A 14,715-nucleotide genomic window follows, 5' to 3' on the forward strand; every position below is an offset into this window, starting at 1 on the left:
TTCTGATTCACCTGAAAGCACAACCTCATTTCAATCGGGAGATCACCATGAACCAGCTCGACAAAGTACTGTACACCGCCAAAACCCACACCACTGGCGGTCGGGACGGCGCATCGAAAAGCTCTGACGGCATTCTCGATGTGAAGCTGTCGTCGCCGGGCACCAACGGCGGGGGTACCAACCCGGAGCAACTGTTCGCCGCCGGTTGGTCTGCCTGCTTTATCGGCGCAATGGGTGTTGCGGCCAAGGAATTGAAGGTGGCGCTGCCCAAGGATGTGGCGGTCGACACCGAAGTTGACCTGGGCACCAATGAAGGCGGTTATCTGCTGCAAGCCCGGTTAAATGTCAGCTTGCCGGGACTGGATCGCGAAACCGCGCAGAAACTCGTCGACACCGGGCACAAGTATTGCCCGTACTCCAAAGCCACGCGCAACAATATCAACGTCGCGGTTAAGCTCGTCTGAGCTGAAATAAAAAGGTCCTGGCGACAACATTGGGGAATACTGTCGCCGGGATCTGAACACGTCGATCGCTAGCAGATAAATAACGTGCCGCTGTTGAGATTTAAACTGTCTCGTCACATCTTGGCGTGCGAAGTTGGTTTGTCATGGCTGATATGCATGTATTTCTTTTGAATTGAGCTCATCTGCGAGTCCAGGGGTCTCGATAAATAGTATGACTGTTCTAATGCTGGGGGAGCGTGCATGACAGTTGCTCTCCATCGCTCTCCGTTTTTGCTCTCGTACCCACTAACGGATCCAATTAATAATGTCGTTTGTCATGTAACTTAAGCAACTCAGTTAGAATGGGCGTTGACGGGAAAAATGATGGTTACTACCCTTGTCGCGGTCCCGACAGCCTGCGACCGCTTGTCGGTCGTTTGATCGAAAAATGAACATTCCTGGGCTGCGGCCCTCAGATTCTGCAGCATGTCACCCCATGGCCTGCTCTGGAAATCGAAAAAAGAAGTGGAAAACAGAACCTCAAATGCAGTGAATGCAGTTGGGGATTTTTTTACCAAAAAAATGAGAGGTTTCAACTAAGTTGTCATCAATTCCTTAACTTGAGCAATAGGGTTTTGTTGATAAAGCTGTTGTTTTGTTTGTATGGGTAAGGTCGTTCAGGGTTGTTTTAATCAAGTTCCCTGTTGATTGGCCAATATGTACTGTCGAATAAGGTGGAGAAAAATAACCGTGGCGATAAATACAATTGTGAGCCTGATCGAACATAAAGAATTCATGGAGTTTTTGCGGCTGGGTGTCCTTTACGCCCATTTGCTCGCCTGTTGCGTGGCGATTGGCTTAGTGCTGACCAGTGACATTGCGATGGTCAGGGATATGTTGAAACGCAAGGCGTTCACTGAGCATGATCACGCCCACATGGAGAGTCTTCAGCGGTCTGTCGTCCTGGCATTGATCGGTCTATGGGTGACAGGCGCCGCCATCATCGGCATCGATTACCTGGGCAAAGGCATGGAGTACTTCATGAATCCCAAGCTTCACGCCAAGGTAATTATTGTCCTGCTGCTGACTTACAACGGTATTGTGCTGCACCGCCTGGTATTGCCGGCGCTGCAAAAGGCAGGCTCCTTGCTCCACCTGGGGTTCAGTGCGCGGATGCTGGCGTTGTTTTGTGGCTCGCTGTCGGCGGTGTCCTGGATGTATGCCGCTTTGCTGGGTGTCGGGCGTCCGCTGGCCTGGAAGTATTCTCTCTCCGAACTGTTGATGGCCTATCCGCTTTTGATCCTGCTGGGTTTTCTGACGATGCTGGCACTGACGCAGCGAGCCAAGCGCCATAACACGTTCATTGCCCCGCAGTGGGCAAATGCAGGCGCGCACCCGGCCGGGTAATACACAAGTGCCTGCCTCGTGGGCGTTGATGTAAAAAAGGTCCTGGCGACAGATTTCGGGAGCCGCGTCGCCAGGACCTGAAAGCTGCACATCAATCGGTGACGGGCGCCGGTCCGATCCATTTGGTGACGGTCGGTGCCCGCCACCGTTCAAGCGCATCGATCAGGGCCAAGGGGTCGGTGTTGAACATCAGCATTTCGCTGTGTTCGGCCTTCATGAAGCCTTCCTTCACCGCGTGATCGAGCAGGCTGCGCAGCGGATCGAAAAATCCACCGATGTTCAGGCACGCAACAGCTTTTCGGTGTTCACCCAGTTGCGTCAGCGTCGCCGCTTCAAACAACTCCTCAAAGGTTCCCAGCCCGCCCGGCAAGACAATGAAGGCATCGGCACATTCGCTCATGCGCGCCTTGCGGTTGCGCATGTCCCGTGTCACTTCAAAGCGGGCCAGCCCTTCGTGCACATGCCCGAGCTCGAACAGCAGGCGGGTGATGATGCCAACGACCTGGCCACCTTCGGCGAGCACGCTATCGGCGATGACGCCCATCAAGCCCTTGCGGGTGCCGCCATACACCAGGCGCAAGTTGCGCCGGGCGATTTCCCGGCCCAGGGCGCGGGCGCCTTCGACATAATCGGGATTGAAGCCGTCGTTGGAGCCGCAGAACACGGCAATGCTGCGCAGGGCAGAAGTGTTGGTCATCGATTTTTCCTGATGGAGGCGAGTTCAGGCCGGTACTGGCGCGAGACGGGAGAAATACCGTGCGGCGTCGCGCTCGGTTTCTTCCCGGGTGGCGTTCAGGATTTCCGGTTTTTGCCCGGTCCCCTCCACGGTGAAAAACCTCAGGTCGCGCAAGCCGATGCTCGCCAGTACGGTTGTCAGCCAAGGCCGCAAGAAGTCCGGTTGCTGGGCGTCGACGCCGGTGAACGTACTGCCTGAGGCGACAGCGATAAACACCGGCCGATCGCGCAGGGCACCGACCTTGCCTTCAGCGGTGATGCGAAAGGTTCGGTCTGCCTGGATCACATGGTCGAGCCAGGCCTTCAACGCCGAAGGCACCATCAGGTTGTGCATGGGGGTGGCAATCACGACCGCGCGGCAAAGCGTTCGTCGACACGCTGGACAGCCTGATGCAGGGCATGTTCCGCATCGTCAACATGGTCATGCGCCTGGCCCCGATCGGCGCATTCGGTGCCATTGCATTCACCATCGGCAAGTACGGTTTTGGTTCGCTGTTCTCCCTGGGCAAGCTGATGGCGTGCGTGTACCTGACCTGCGCGGTGTTTGTGATTTTTGTGCTCGGTCCGATCTGCCGCTACAGCGGTTTCAGCCTGTGGAAATTCCTCAAGTTCATCAAGGAAGAACTGTTCACCGTGCTGGGCACCAGCTCTTCGGAATCGGTGCTGCCGCAGATGATTTCCAAGATGGAAAAGGCCGGCGTCTCCAAACCCGTTGCCGGGATGATCATTCCCTCCGGCTTGACCTTCAACCCGGACGGCCAGGCGATCTACTACACCATCGCGGCGATTTTCATTGCCCAGGCGACCAACACGCCACTGACCCTGACCGATCAGTTGATTGTGCTGGCGGTGCTCATGTTCACCTCCAAGGGCTCGGCAGGCGTCACCGGTTCCGGCTTCATCATTCTGGCGGCCACGCTGTCGTCCCTTGGTACGATTCCGGTGGCGGGCATGGTGTTGCTACTGGGTGTTGATCGGTTCATGTCGGAGGCTCGGGCGATTACCAATACCATCGGCAATGGTGTCGGCACCATGGCGATTGCCAAATGGGTGGGGGCGCTGGATACGGTGAAGATGCACAAAGCGTTGAATGGGGAGGTGGTGGAGGAGAAGTCGGAGGTGGTGCAGGGTGAGAGTGTGTTTGTGCCGACGTCTGTGGTGGCGGATCCCTTGTTGTCTAACTTGAAAAACGTTTCTCGGGCATAGAGCGCAAGTACATATCCATTTCTTCGGTTGTCGCCACTATTGGTTCCACCCTTACGGCGGGTTACTTGGAAAAACGGAACGCCGCCGGGCGCCAAGTAACCAAGCGCTTTATCCCCTGACGTACGGTGCCTCGCTCCGGTTCTGCTCCGTGGGCCCGCCGCGCTGGGGCATCCCTGGCCCAGCGCGGCTAACCCGGCATCCATGCCGGGTTGCCCACTGTGCAGAACCTCCACTCGGCCTTCCGACGGGGCAGATCAAGATCAAAGGCAGAGCAAAGCAAACTCGAGGCGGCCTGACAGCCGACCTGGTTGCGGGCCTATTTGCGCTCCCACAGGGGGAATGCCGGAGTGAGGGCATGCCGAGCCTAGGCGAGGCACCGTGTGGTGGGGCAAGAGCCTTTTGGTTACTTTTGGCTGGGCCGGCATTCCGGCTCTTTCAAAAGTGACCCACCGTAAGGGCGGAACCCTGAGTAGCCGTTACCCAAATAATGGATATGCCCCAATCCCAATCCCCACCACAGAGTTTCATCAACCCATCAACGCCGCTGTCCACCGCCACCACCAAGGGCTAAACTCCCGCGATAAAACCAAAATAACGACGTGACCGTGCCTGCATGAAAATTCATCCCTTACCCCCCCTCAACAGTCTGGTCGCGTTTGAAGCGGCGGCTCGCCATTTGAGCTTTACGTTGGCGGCGCAAGAATTGAACGTGACCCAGGGCGCAATCAGCCGTCAGGTACGCCTGCTTGAGGACTATCTGGGCAAGGTCTTGTTTGAACGCACCACTCGCACGATTCACCTCAGTCCGGCAGCCAGTCAATATTACGAAACGGTTCGCGCCTCCTTGCTGCAAGTGGCGCAGGCCACCGGCGAGATTCGTCATTGGCAGGGCGCCGAGCAAGTGACAGTGGCCACCAGCACGGCGATGGCCTCCCTTTGGTTACTGCCCAAAGTGACCGAGTTTCAACGTGAAAACGAAGAAATCGACCTGCGCATCATCGCCCATGATCAGGTCAAGGATTTCTCGCGCCTGGATTGCGATCTGGCTTTGTACTACTGCAGCACGCCACCGCGGGAAATGCAGGTCACGCCGTTGTTTTCCGAAGAGGTCTATCCGGTGTGTAGCCCCGCGTACCTGGCTAAACACCCTGCCTTGAGTACACCTGCCGACCTGGCGGCCTGCACCTGGTTGGTCCTTGACGATCCGCAACGAGACTGGCTTGGCTGGGCTGACTGGTTTCAAAGCCAGGGGCTGAAAAACGTCGAGCCCAAGCGCCGAATCAATATCAACAGTTATTCGATGGTGATCCAGTCGGCGCTCAATGGGCAGGGCATTGCACTGGCCTGGTCCAACCTCGTGGATGATTACCTGCGAAGCGGCGCACTGGTGCGGCCGCTGGATGCCGTGTTGCGCACTGATGCACAGTTTTGCCTGCTTGAACCGCTGTCCCGCGGCGGTATGCGCCAAAGCGTGAAACGTTTTCGCAGTTGGCTGATGAATCAACTTCCGTCGGTACCCGATAACAAAAAGTAGGACACGCGATGAGTGAGCTATGGCGAGGAGATGAATCCCCTCGCCACAATTTTCTTCAGCGCCCGTTCAACTGAAATTCCCCCTCTGAATCCCTCGGCAACTGTTGATGCCGAGCGGGCTGTTTCAGCTCGGCAACGGCTGAGTATTTATGATCAAAAGTCATTAATCTCTCCCGAAATATCGTTTGTCGACACCCACCCCGTTTTCCGACACTGGCCGCCAGCGGACCCAGGCCTGTGAGCCTGCCGACCCTTCCAAAACCGTGCCCAGCAGGGGAAAACAATAATGACCACCCTCCAACAAATTCCAGTACATCACCTTGAAACCGTGCTCAATCCGATTCATGAAGCCACCGGCCTGAGCAACGAGTTTTACACCGAGCAGCGTTACTTCGAACTTGAGCGCGATCAGGTCATGGGCAAGACCTGGGCCTGCGTTGGTTTTGCCAGTGATCTGGGCAAGGCCGGTTCGGTCAAGCCGATCGACTTCATGGGCTTGCCGCTGTTGTTGATGCGCAACCGCGAAGGCCTGGTGCAGGTGTTCCATAACGTGTGCAGCCACCGTGGCATGAAGCTGGTGGAGGAGGCCGGTGAGGTGCAAGGTGTCATTCGCTGCCCTTACCACTCCTGGACTTATGACCTCAACGGCGGCCTGCGCGGCACGCCTCACGTCGGCGGCATCGATCAGCACAAGGATGAGCGTTTCGCCTGTGAGAAACACGGTTTGAAAGCCATTCGCAGCGCCATCTGGATGGACATGGTGTTCATCAACCTGTCCGGTGATGCGCAGCCGCTCGAAGACATGCTCGCCCCATTGACCAAACGCTGGACCCAGTTTCTCGGGGAAGACGGCATGAGCCTGCTGCGTCGCCGTCCGGGCCACGACGCCACCACGCTGGACATCAACTGCAACTGGAAGCTGGCCGTAGAGAACTACTGCGAGGCCTATCACTTGCCGTGGGTACACCCGAGCCTGAACTCGTATTCGCGTCTGGAAGATCACTACAACATCATTTTCGACGAACACTTCGCCGGCCAGGGCAGCTACGCCTACAACCTGTCGGACGTGGCCGGAACGCATCTGCCGAAATTCCCGGGCTGGCCGCTGGACCGCCTGCGCAATGCCGAATACGTCGCGTTCTTCCCGAACGTCTTGCTCGGCATCCAGGCGGACCATGCCTTCGCCATGCAGCTTGAACCGGTTTCGCCGGGACGCACCATCGAGCACTTGCGCCTGTTCTATGTCGGCGACGAAGCCGCGAGCAGCGAAGAGTTCAGCGCCTGCCGCGATGCGATTCTGGAATCCTGGAAAGTGGTGTTCGCCGAAGACATCAGCTCCGTCGAAGGCATGCAGAAGGGGCGGCATTCCCCAGGCTACAAGGGCGGCGCGTTCTCCCCGGAAATGGACATCCCGACGCACTTCTTCCACCAGTGGGCCGCACGTCAATTGCTCGCCACCACGCCGTCTGCCTGAGGAGGTTATCCCATGTTTCCGATAGCCTCTCACTGGCTCAACTACATCGACGGGCAATGGAGCGACAGCGTCCAGCGCCTGACGGTGAACAACCCAGGCTCCGCCGCGCCGCTGGCGACCATCGCCCAGGCCACCGTGGCCGATGCCGAACGTGCCGTGCAGGCGGCCCGACGCTGCGCCGACAGCGGTGAATTGACGCGTGTGCGTCCGGCGCAGCGGGTCACCTGGTTGCTGCGCATTGCCGAAGAAATTCGTGCCGTGGCGGATGAGGGCGCCTGGGTGCTCTGCCAGGAAAACGGCAAGCGTCTGATCGATGCCAAGGACGAGTTCATCGAGGCGGCGCGCTACTTCGAGTACTACGCCGGCATGGCGGACAAGATCGAAGGCAGCTCGATCCCGCTGGGCAACGGTTACATGGATTTCACGCTGTACGATCCGATGGGTGTGTCGGCGCAGATCGTGCCGTGGAACTTTCCGGTGTCGATCTGTGCCCGCTCGCTGGCGCCGGCCCTGGCCGCGGGCAATGCGGTGGTGATCAAGTCGCCTGAGCTTTCACCGCTGGGCATGTGCGTGCTGATCCGCGCCATTGCCAATGCCGGTTTGCCCCAGGGCGCGGTCAACCTGATTTGCGGCCGTGGTCGTGAAGTCGGTTCGCATCTGGTGAGCCACCGTGGCGTCGATCAGATCGTGTTCACCGGTTCCGTGCCGACGGGCCAGTCGATTTTGCGCGATGCCGCTGCGCATGCGATTCCCAGCGTGATGGAGTTGGGTGGCAAGTCGGCGGCGATTGCCTTCGCCGACGCCGATCGCGAGCAACTGCTGGCCAGTGTCAAGTCGGGCATTTTCTTCAATGCCGGCCAGGTCTGTTCGGCAATGTCGCGGCTGCTGGTGCAGCGCGAGATTTATGAAGACGTGGTCGAGGCGGTCGTCGCCCTGGCCGAAGGGCTCAGTGTCGGTGAAGGCGTTGAAAACGCCGACCTCACACCGGTGGTCAGTGCCGGGCAACTGGCGGGCATCGAAGCCTTGTGCCGACGTGCCGTGGAAGACGGCGCCATCGCGGTCACCGGGGGCGAAGCCTTCGCCGACCGTGCCGGGCACTTCATGCGTCCGACCGTGTTCCGCGATGTCACGCCACAGATGTGCATCGCCCAGGAGGAAGTGTTCGGGCCGGTGTTGGCGATCATGCCGTTCGACACCGAAGAAGAGGCCATCGCCATCGCCAACGGCACCGAGTTCGGCCTGGTGGCCGGGGTGTTCACCCAGGACATCAGCCGCGCCATGCGCTGCACCCGTCGCTTGAAGTCCGGCCAGGTGTTCGTCAACGAATGGTACGCCGGTGGCATTGAAACGCCGTTTGGTGGCGTCGGTTTGTCGGGCTTCGGTCGGGAAAAGGGCCAGGAAGCCTTGTACAGCTACGTGCGCACCAAAAACGTGGCGATCCGGATCGCCGGGGAGTGAGCACCATGTTCAAGACTTGGCTGTGCATTGTCTGCGGTCTGATTTACGACGAGGCGCTGGGCTGGCCCGAGGATGGCATCCTCGCCGGTACGCGCTGGGAAGATGTTCCACAGGACTGGGTTTGCCCGGAATGCCACGTCGGCAAGGCTGATTTCGAGATGCTCGATATCAGCGAGTACACGGAGGCGGCTGCGGCTGCCAGCGTCCCGATCAGCGCGCCACCGCCTTCGGTTGCATTGCCTGTTGTCGCCCCCGTTGTTGCAGCGGCGCCACGCCAGCCGATCGTCATCATCGGCAGCGGCTATGCCGGTTATGGCCTGGCCCAGGCATTGCGCAAGGCAGACGCCGAGGTCGAGATCCGCGTGTTGACCCAGGAGTCCGGGCACCTGTACTCGAAACCGGCGCTGTCGATTGGTTTATCCCAGGGCAAAAGTGCCGAGGCGTTGTCCGGCGAATCACCACTGGCGATCGAACAGCGGCTGAACATCCGCGTTTATCCGCACTGCAAGGTGCTGGGCATCGACAGCGCGAAGCGACGCTTACGCACCAGCTTCGGCGAGATGGAGTACGGCCAGCTGGTCCTCGCCAGCGGTGCCCAACCTATCCGCCTGTCGATCAAGGGCGACACGGCGGCCATGCTCAGCGTCAATAACCTGCAGGATTACCACGGCTTTCGTGAGCGTCTGACCGGCGTGCAGCGTGTGGCGATTCTGGGTGATGGCCTGATCGGGTGCGAATTTGCCAATGACTTGGCCCACAACGGTTTCAGCGTGGATGTCATCGGCCTGGGTCGCTGGCCGATGGAGCGTTTGTTGCCCGCCGAAGCGGGGCAGGTCCTGCAAAACGCACTGGGTGACTTGGGGGTGAAGTGGCATCTGCAAAACACCGTCGAGGCCATCGAAGCGAGCGGACAGGGCTATGCGCTAAAACTGGCGGGTGGCCAAACCCTTGAGGCTGATCTGGTGTTGTCGGCGGTTGGGCTGCGTCCTGATCTAAGCCTGGCGAAAAACGCTGGCCTGGCCGTCGGTCGCGGCATTCAAGTCAATGCCCGGCTGCAAACCTCGGCACCGGGTATATACGCCTTGGGCGATTGCATCGAGATCGACGGCCAGTTGCTGCCTTATCTGGCGCCGATCAACCAGGGCATTCAGGCACTGAGCAAAACCTTGCTCGGCCAGCCCACCGACGTCCACTACCCGTTGATGCCGGTGACGGTGAAAACCCCGGCCGTGCCGCTGTGTCTGTTGGCGCCGGCGATGGCCGGTGAAGGGCAATGGCGATGCACGCCGACGCCAGACGGTATGAGCGCCGGATTCTATGACGCCGAGGGCCGACTCAATGGCTTTGTCCTGCTCGGTCGCCAGGCGCAAACGCAGCGCAGCGCATTGCTGCAGTCCTGTCAGAACTCTCAGCAGGCTGTCGCCTGAGGCTGGAACCATGAAAAATTCGATCAATTTGCCTTATGACGATGCGAGCTGCGGCTGGTACGCAGCATTGCCCGAGCAGCCGGCGTGCAAGCGCCTGTCCGGCGAACAGCGTGCAGATTTTGCGGTAGTGGGGGCGGGCTTTGCCGGCCTGGCCGCGGCCCGTCGACTGGCCGAGCATCACCCGCAAGCGCGCATCCTGCTGGTGGATGCGCAACGGGTCGCTCAGGGTGCCTCGGGGCGCAACTCGGGGTTCGTGATCGACTTGCCCCACAAGTTCGCCCTGGAGCATCCGGACCCGGCACACAAGCAACGTTTGCTGTCGCTCAACCGTTCGGCCATTTCACAGTTGCAGGGCCTGGTGCAAACCCATGGCATCGAGTGCCAATGGTCCCATGCCGGTAAATATCAAGGTGCGGTGGGCCCGCGTGGCCTGGCGTATCTGGATCATTTCGAACGGCTGATGAGTGACCTGGGCGAACCCTTTCGCCGGGTCGACTCAAAAGAGCTGGCCGGTGTACTGGGCACCCAGCATTACAGCGGCGCGATCTACACGCCAGGCTGTTACCTGATGCAACCTGCCGCGCTGGTCACCGGCCTGGCGCGCACGTTGCCGGGCAATGTCGAGTTGCTGCAAGAGTCGCCTATCCAGCGTCTGGAACGCGACGGTCGGGGTGGCTGGATTTTGCATGGCACCAACGGTGTGATCCGCACGCCGCAACTGTTGCTGGGCACCAGCATCTTCACCCAGGAATTTGGCTATCTGCGCAATCGCCTGTTGCCGGTGATGACCTTCGCCAGTTGGACCCGTCCGCTGACCGATGCCGAACTGGCTACCTACGGCGGTCAATTGGACTGGGGCCTGACGCCAGCGGACCACGCCGGTACGACAGTGCGCATGACCCAGGATCGCCGCTTGATCATCCGTAACACCTACAAGCACGTGCCCAAGTATGGCCGAAGCACGAGCGATGGCATGCGCTCGACAGTGCGCGATTCGCATCGCAAGGCCTTCCAGGCGCGCTTCCCGCAACTGGCCGACGTGCCGTTCAGCCACACCTGGGGCGGGGTCTACGCGATCTCGCGCAACTTCACCAACTTCTTCGGCGAGCTGGAGCCGGGCGTGCACGCCTCTGCGTGCGACAACGGTGTCGGTGCGGCCTGGGGCACCATCTCCGGTACCTTGCTGGCGGATCTTGCCGTGGGAGCCGATTCCTCGCAGTTGAACGACATCCGCGCCGTGACCGGCATGCCCTCGCTCAACCCGCCTGAGCCGTTCCTCGGCCTGGGTGTTCGGTCCCGTATTCGCCTGGCCGCGTGGAACAGCCGGAGCGAGTTATGAGCACACCCGAGAAAGTCAAAAGCCGGGTGTTGCGCATCGATCATCAGGACCTGGATTTTACCTTCCGTGGCGGTCCGCCTGGTGCCGCCTGGGTCGCCCGTGCCCTGAGCAATGAAATCTCGCCGCACATCGGCGTGGGTTTTGCCCGTTGGGAGGGCGCGCAAGTGGCCTGGACGGTGCTGTATGACGAGGTGATTTTCGTCATCGAGGGCTGCTTTGAACTGCAGGTCGGGGACGAGCTTTTCCAGGTCACACCCGGGCAGTTGCTGTGGATTCCCGAAGGAACCGAGTTGGTGTACGGCGGGCATGCCTTGTTCGGCTACGTGGTGCATCCGGGAAACTGGAAGCAGCTCCACGGTTTGACTTGATTCATCTGACCGTGGCCTGAGGTTGCAGGCCACGGGTTTCGCGATCTCATTTTTGCGGGAATCAGCACCGTGTTTGGACTGACGAAGATGTTCGGCGCGCTCTATTTGGCCAGCCTGTTGATGCAGCTGGGATCGACGTTGCTGATGACTTACCTGGCGCTGCGCCTGAATGGGTCGGGAGCGGCCGAAACCGCGGGCGGTGCGTTGATGGCCGCCAATGCCCTGGGCATGGTGCTGGGTGGATGGGTCGGACGCAGCCTGATCGCGCAGGTGGGGCACATTCGAACCTACGCGGCCTGTGCCGGCATCATTGCGGCGGCGGTATTGGCCCACGAATTCAGCGCGTCATTGCCTTTTTGGCTGGTGCTGCGCGCGCTCGTCGGGCTGGCGATGATGTGTCAATTGATGGTGATCGAAAGCTGGCTCAACGACCAGGCCAGGACCGAACAGCGCGGCAGTGTCCTGGCGTTGTATATGGTCGCCAGTTACGTCGGCATGATGCTCGGTCAATTGGCCTTGAGTCTTGATGAAGGATTGGGCATCCGTGCGTTGCTGGGTGTGGCGATGGTGTTTGCCTTGTGTTCAGTGCCCGTGGCACTGACCCGTAGCGCGCATCCGACGGTGGTGCCGGCGGCGTCCATTGACCTGCGATTGTTCCTGCGACGGATTCCGCAGTCGCTGGTGACCATCCTGGTGTCCGGGATGATCAATGGAAGCTTCTACGGACTGGCCGCGATCTATGCCAGCAAGCAGGGGTTGGGAACGGCGCAGGTCGGTCAGTTCATGGCCTTGACCATCGGCGCCGGGCTGTTGGCCCAATTGCCGTTGGGCTGGCTGTCGGATCGATTGCCCCGTGCGAGCCTGATCCGCGCGGTTGCGGTGTTGCTGATCCTCATCAGCCTGCCGCTGGCGTTCAATCAAAGCCCTTCGTTCGCCACCTTGCTGTGGTTCGGCGCGGGCATCGGCTTCTTGCAGTTCTGCCTGTACCCGTTAGGGGTGGCGTTGGCCAATGACAATATGGAGCCGCCGTTGCGTGTCTCGCTCTCGGGCATGCTGTTGATCACGTTTGGCGTCGGCGCCTGTTTCGGGCCGTTGATCGCGGGTGCGCTGATGGAATACCTGGGGGCATCGAGTTTTTACTTTTTCTATGCCGGCAGTGCCTTGCTGCTCGCACTGTTCGTGGGCCAGAAAAAAATCACTGGCAAGCATCTGCAAAAGGATGCACCGCTGCATCACCCGGTGACGCCCAACGGGATTGCCAGTTCTAACCTGGTGACCGTTGGCGACGCCGTGGGTGAATGCGATTTGAAGCGGTGAAATTGTGCGCTCTTTGCAGGCTATTTTATTGATGCGTTTTTCTCATGAGTCGGTGACTAAATATGGTTTGAACGGTGGTTTGGTTTCAATCATCTTGGCAATGCTGCCAAAACCGAGATAGACCGGAATTAACCTGCGGATAAAGCGTTCCGGCGTCAATCGATGCCGGGCGATAAACATCCTGCGGAACACTATCTACACCCTTAAACAAAAACAAAAGGGGAAAACAATGCGTGCGCAATCCGGCATGTTGAAAGGCCTTAATCCGAATGTGACCGTGGCTTCCATATTAGCGGTGATCCTATTCGTTCTATTTTGTGCATTTAAAGATGAGCAGGCAGCCAAGGCCTTTGAGATGGCTTCGGTGTTTATTCTGCATAACTTCAAGTGGTATTACATCGCGCTGATCAGTGGTGTGCTTGGCCTGTTGCTTTATATCTCCATCAGCCGTTTCGGCACGTTGAAACTGGGCGGCGAACATGATCGGCCCGAGTTCAGCTTCGCCTCATGGATTGCGATGCTGTTCAGTGCGGGCATGGGCATCGGCCTGATTTTCTGGTCCGTCGCCGAACCGATGCTGCACTACGCGGATAACCCGTTTTCCAAGGGGTTGACCGATGAATCGGCGACCATGGCCATGCGTATCACGCTGTTCCATTGGGGCCTGCACCCCTGGGCCATTTTCTCCATGATCGGCCTGAGCCTGGCCTATTTTGCCTACCGTAAAGGCTTGCCGCTGGCGCTCCGTTCACTGCTTTACCCACTGATTGGCGATCGTATTTATGGATGGATCGGTCATGTCGTCGATATCATGGGCGTTGTCATTACCGCCTTTGGTGTTTCCCAGTCGCTGGGTCTTGGCGTCGTGCAGATTAATACCGGACTGCATCAAGTTTTCGGTATTCCGGTCAGTGTCGGATTGCAGTTATCCATCATCCTGTTTGTCAGTATTGTTGCCTGTATATCGCTCTTGGCCGGACTGTCAAAAGGCATGAAGCGTATCTCCACGCTTAATATGTACCTGTCTTTCATATTGATGCTGGCGGTACTTGCCATTGGTCCAACCCGCTACATTCTGAACCTGATGTTTGAATCCACGGGCGACTATGTGCAAAACATTGTCGGCTTGAGTTTCTGGATGGACACGCAGAAGGACACCCAATGGCAAAACTGGTGGACGGCGTTCTACTGGCCATGGTGGATGACATGGGGGCCTTTCGTCGGTTTGTTCATTGCACGAATCTCCAAAGGCCGGACCATTCGGGAGCTGGTGGTCGGTGCACTGCTGGTGCCGACGATGGTGACGATTCTGTGGATGTCGGTGTTCGGTGGCGCGGCGCTGAAGAATGAGCAAACGGACAAGCAGGCTTACCAGGCGTCCGTTGCGGCTCAAGTGGTGACTCAAGAACAACCGAAGTTCGAAGGCGGCACGGTACTGCTCGCCACCAAGAAAGAAACCACCGCGGCCATGTTCACCTTGCTGCAATCGCTCGATGGCCAGGCCATTGGCGCCGCGTTGTCGATCCTGGTCTGCGTGTTGCTCGGGGTGCACTTTGTCACCACGGCGGACGCCGGAACCCAAGTGTTGTGCACCCTGTGTGCGCTGGGCAGCACCAATCCACCCAACTGGATCAGATTGCTCTGGTGCATTCTGGAAGGTGCCATTGCGGCGGGGTTGTTGCTGGCCGGTGGATTGAAAGCCATTCAGATGGCGAGCATCGCGGCGGGTCTGCCGATTGCCATGTTGCTGCTGGTGATGTCTTACACGCTGATTCATAGCTTGCGCAAGGAGATGCCGGCGGTTCCTGCGAGGACGCCGGCGGTGGGTGATTTGCCGGAGCAGGTTGAGCGTCGTGAAGTGGAATCGGTTGTAAACAAGGCGGGTTCGCTTGCTGCGGCTCAGGCTTATTGATCAACAGCTGTAGCCATGTCACTTGTGGGAGCGAACAGGCTCCCACAAGTGGACAGAGTGCATCGGCAAAAAATGCAGGTCCATTCCTCTTCATTT

12 protein-coding genes and 2 pseudogenes are annotated in these 14,715 nt (G+C 58.9%); 12 read left to right on the forward strand and 2 right to left on the reverse strand.

Going from position 1 to position 14,715, the window contains the following annotated elements; genetic code table 11:
• Nucleotides 1–47 precede the first annotated feature (47 nt).
• A complete protein-coding gene (locus AC07ZE_RS11745; protein ID WP_207264662.1) occupies nucleotides 48–464 on the forward strand; it encodes an organic hydroperoxide resistance protein in 417 nt (138 codons plus the stop codon).
• A 729-nt stretch (nucleotides 465–1,193) separates the two neighbouring features.
• On the forward strand, nucleotides 1,194–1,850 hold the full coding sequence (locus tag AC07ZE_RS11750; protein ID WP_207267801.1) for a hypothetical protein: 657 nt from the start codon (nucleotides 1,194–1,196) through the stop codon (nucleotides 1,848–1,850).
• 91 nt (nucleotides 1,851–1,941) lie between these two features.
• On the opposite strand, the gene AC07ZE_RS11755 is transcribed toward AC07ZE_RS11750, so the two are convergent.
• Both AC07ZE_RS11755 and AC07ZE_RS11760 read right to left on the reverse strand, forming a co-directional pair.
• Nucleotides 1,942–2,547: an LOG family protein gene (locus tag AC07ZE_RS11755; RefSeq protein WP_207264664.1), complete on the reverse strand. Its 606-nt coding sequence runs from the start codon at nucleotides 2,545–2,547 to the stop codon at nucleotides 1,942–1,944.
• A gap of 24 nt (nucleotides 2,548–2,571) precedes the next feature.
• Nucleotides 2,572–2,919, reverse strand: a complete 348-nt coding sequence (locus AC07ZE_RS11760) for an NAD(P)H-dependent oxidoreductase (RefSeq protein ID WP_207264672.1) — start codon at nucleotides 2,917–2,919, stop codon at nucleotides 2,572–2,574.
• A gap of 17 nt (nucleotides 2,920–2,936) precedes the next feature.
• Between AC07ZE_RS11760 and AC07ZE_RS11765 the strand changes: the two are divergent.
• The 10 genes and pseudogenes from AC07ZE_RS11765 to AC07ZE_RS11810 form a co-directional block, all read left to right on the forward strand.
• Nucleotides 2,937–3,791, forward strand: a pseudogene (locus AC07ZE_RS11765) (cation:dicarboxylate symporter family transporter); the annotation flags it as partial.
• Nucleotides 3,792–4,404: 613 nt separating this feature from the next.
• Nucleotides 4,405–5,325 carry a LysR substrate-binding domain-containing protein gene (locus AC07ZE_RS11770; protein WP_207264676.1) on the forward strand — a complete coding sequence of 307 codons (921 nt, stop codon included), beginning with the start codon at nucleotides 4,405–4,407 and terminating at the stop codon, nucleotides 5,323–5,325.
• Between the two features lie 285 nt (nucleotides 5,326–5,610).
• Nucleotides 5,611–6,798 (forward strand): aromatic ring-hydroxylating oxygenase subunit alpha, encoded by a 1,188-nt coding sequence (locus AC07ZE_RS11775; RefSeq protein ID WP_207264678.1) that lies wholly within the window; start codon nucleotides 5,611–5,613, stop codon nucleotides 6,796–6,798.
• 12 nt (nucleotides 6,799–6,810) lie between these two features.
• The gene (locus AC07ZE_RS11780) at nucleotides 6,811–8,256 is read left to right on the forward strand and encodes an aldehyde dehydrogenase family protein (RefSeq protein WP_207264680.1); all 1,446 of its coding nucleotides are present in this window, start codon (nucleotides 6,811–6,813) and stop codon (nucleotides 8,254–8,256) included.
• A 5-nt stretch (nucleotides 8,257–8,261) separates the two neighbouring features.
• Nucleotides 8,262–8,426: pseudogene (locus AC07ZE_RS11785) on the forward strand (rubredoxin); the annotation flags it as partial.
• Nucleotides 8,415–9,683, forward strand: coding sequence for an FAD-dependent oxidoreductase (locus AC07ZE_RS11790; protein ID WP_259332020.1), 1,269 nt, complete (start codon nucleotides 8,415–8,417; stop codon nucleotides 9,681–9,683). The pseudogene AC07ZE_RS11785 and the gene AC07ZE_RS11790, both read left to right, overlap by 12 nt.
• Nucleotides 9,684–9,693: 10 nt before the next feature.
• The gene (locus AC07ZE_RS11795) at nucleotides 9,694–11,022 is read left to right on the forward strand and encodes an NAD(P)/FAD-dependent oxidoreductase (RefSeq protein WP_207264685.1); all 1,329 of its coding nucleotides are present in this window, start codon (nucleotides 9,694–9,696) and stop codon (nucleotides 11,020–11,022) included.
• A complete protein-coding gene (locus AC07ZE_RS11800) occupies nucleotides 11,019–11,390 on the forward strand; it encodes an ethanolamine utilization protein EutQ (protein ID WP_207264687.1) in 372 nt (123 codons plus the stop codon). The genes AC07ZE_RS11795 and AC07ZE_RS11800 overlap by 4 nt, the downstream gene beginning before the upstream one ends.
• Before the next feature lie 69 nt (nucleotides 11,391–11,459).
• Nucleotides 11,460–12,707 (forward strand): MFS transporter, encoded by a 1,248-nt coding sequence (locus tag AC07ZE_RS11805; RefSeq protein WP_207264688.1) that lies wholly within the window; start codon nucleotides 11,460–11,462, stop codon nucleotides 12,705–12,707.
• Between the two features lie 229 nt (nucleotides 12,708–12,936).
• A complete protein-coding gene (locus AC07ZE_RS11810; RefSeq protein ID WP_259331949.1) occupies nucleotides 12,937–14,619 on the forward strand; it encodes a BCCT family transporter in 1,683 nt (560 codons plus the stop codon).
• Nucleotides 14,620–14,715 lie beyond the last annotated feature (96 nt).

Source organism: Pseudomonas sp. GW101-3H06 (assembly GCF_059424605.1).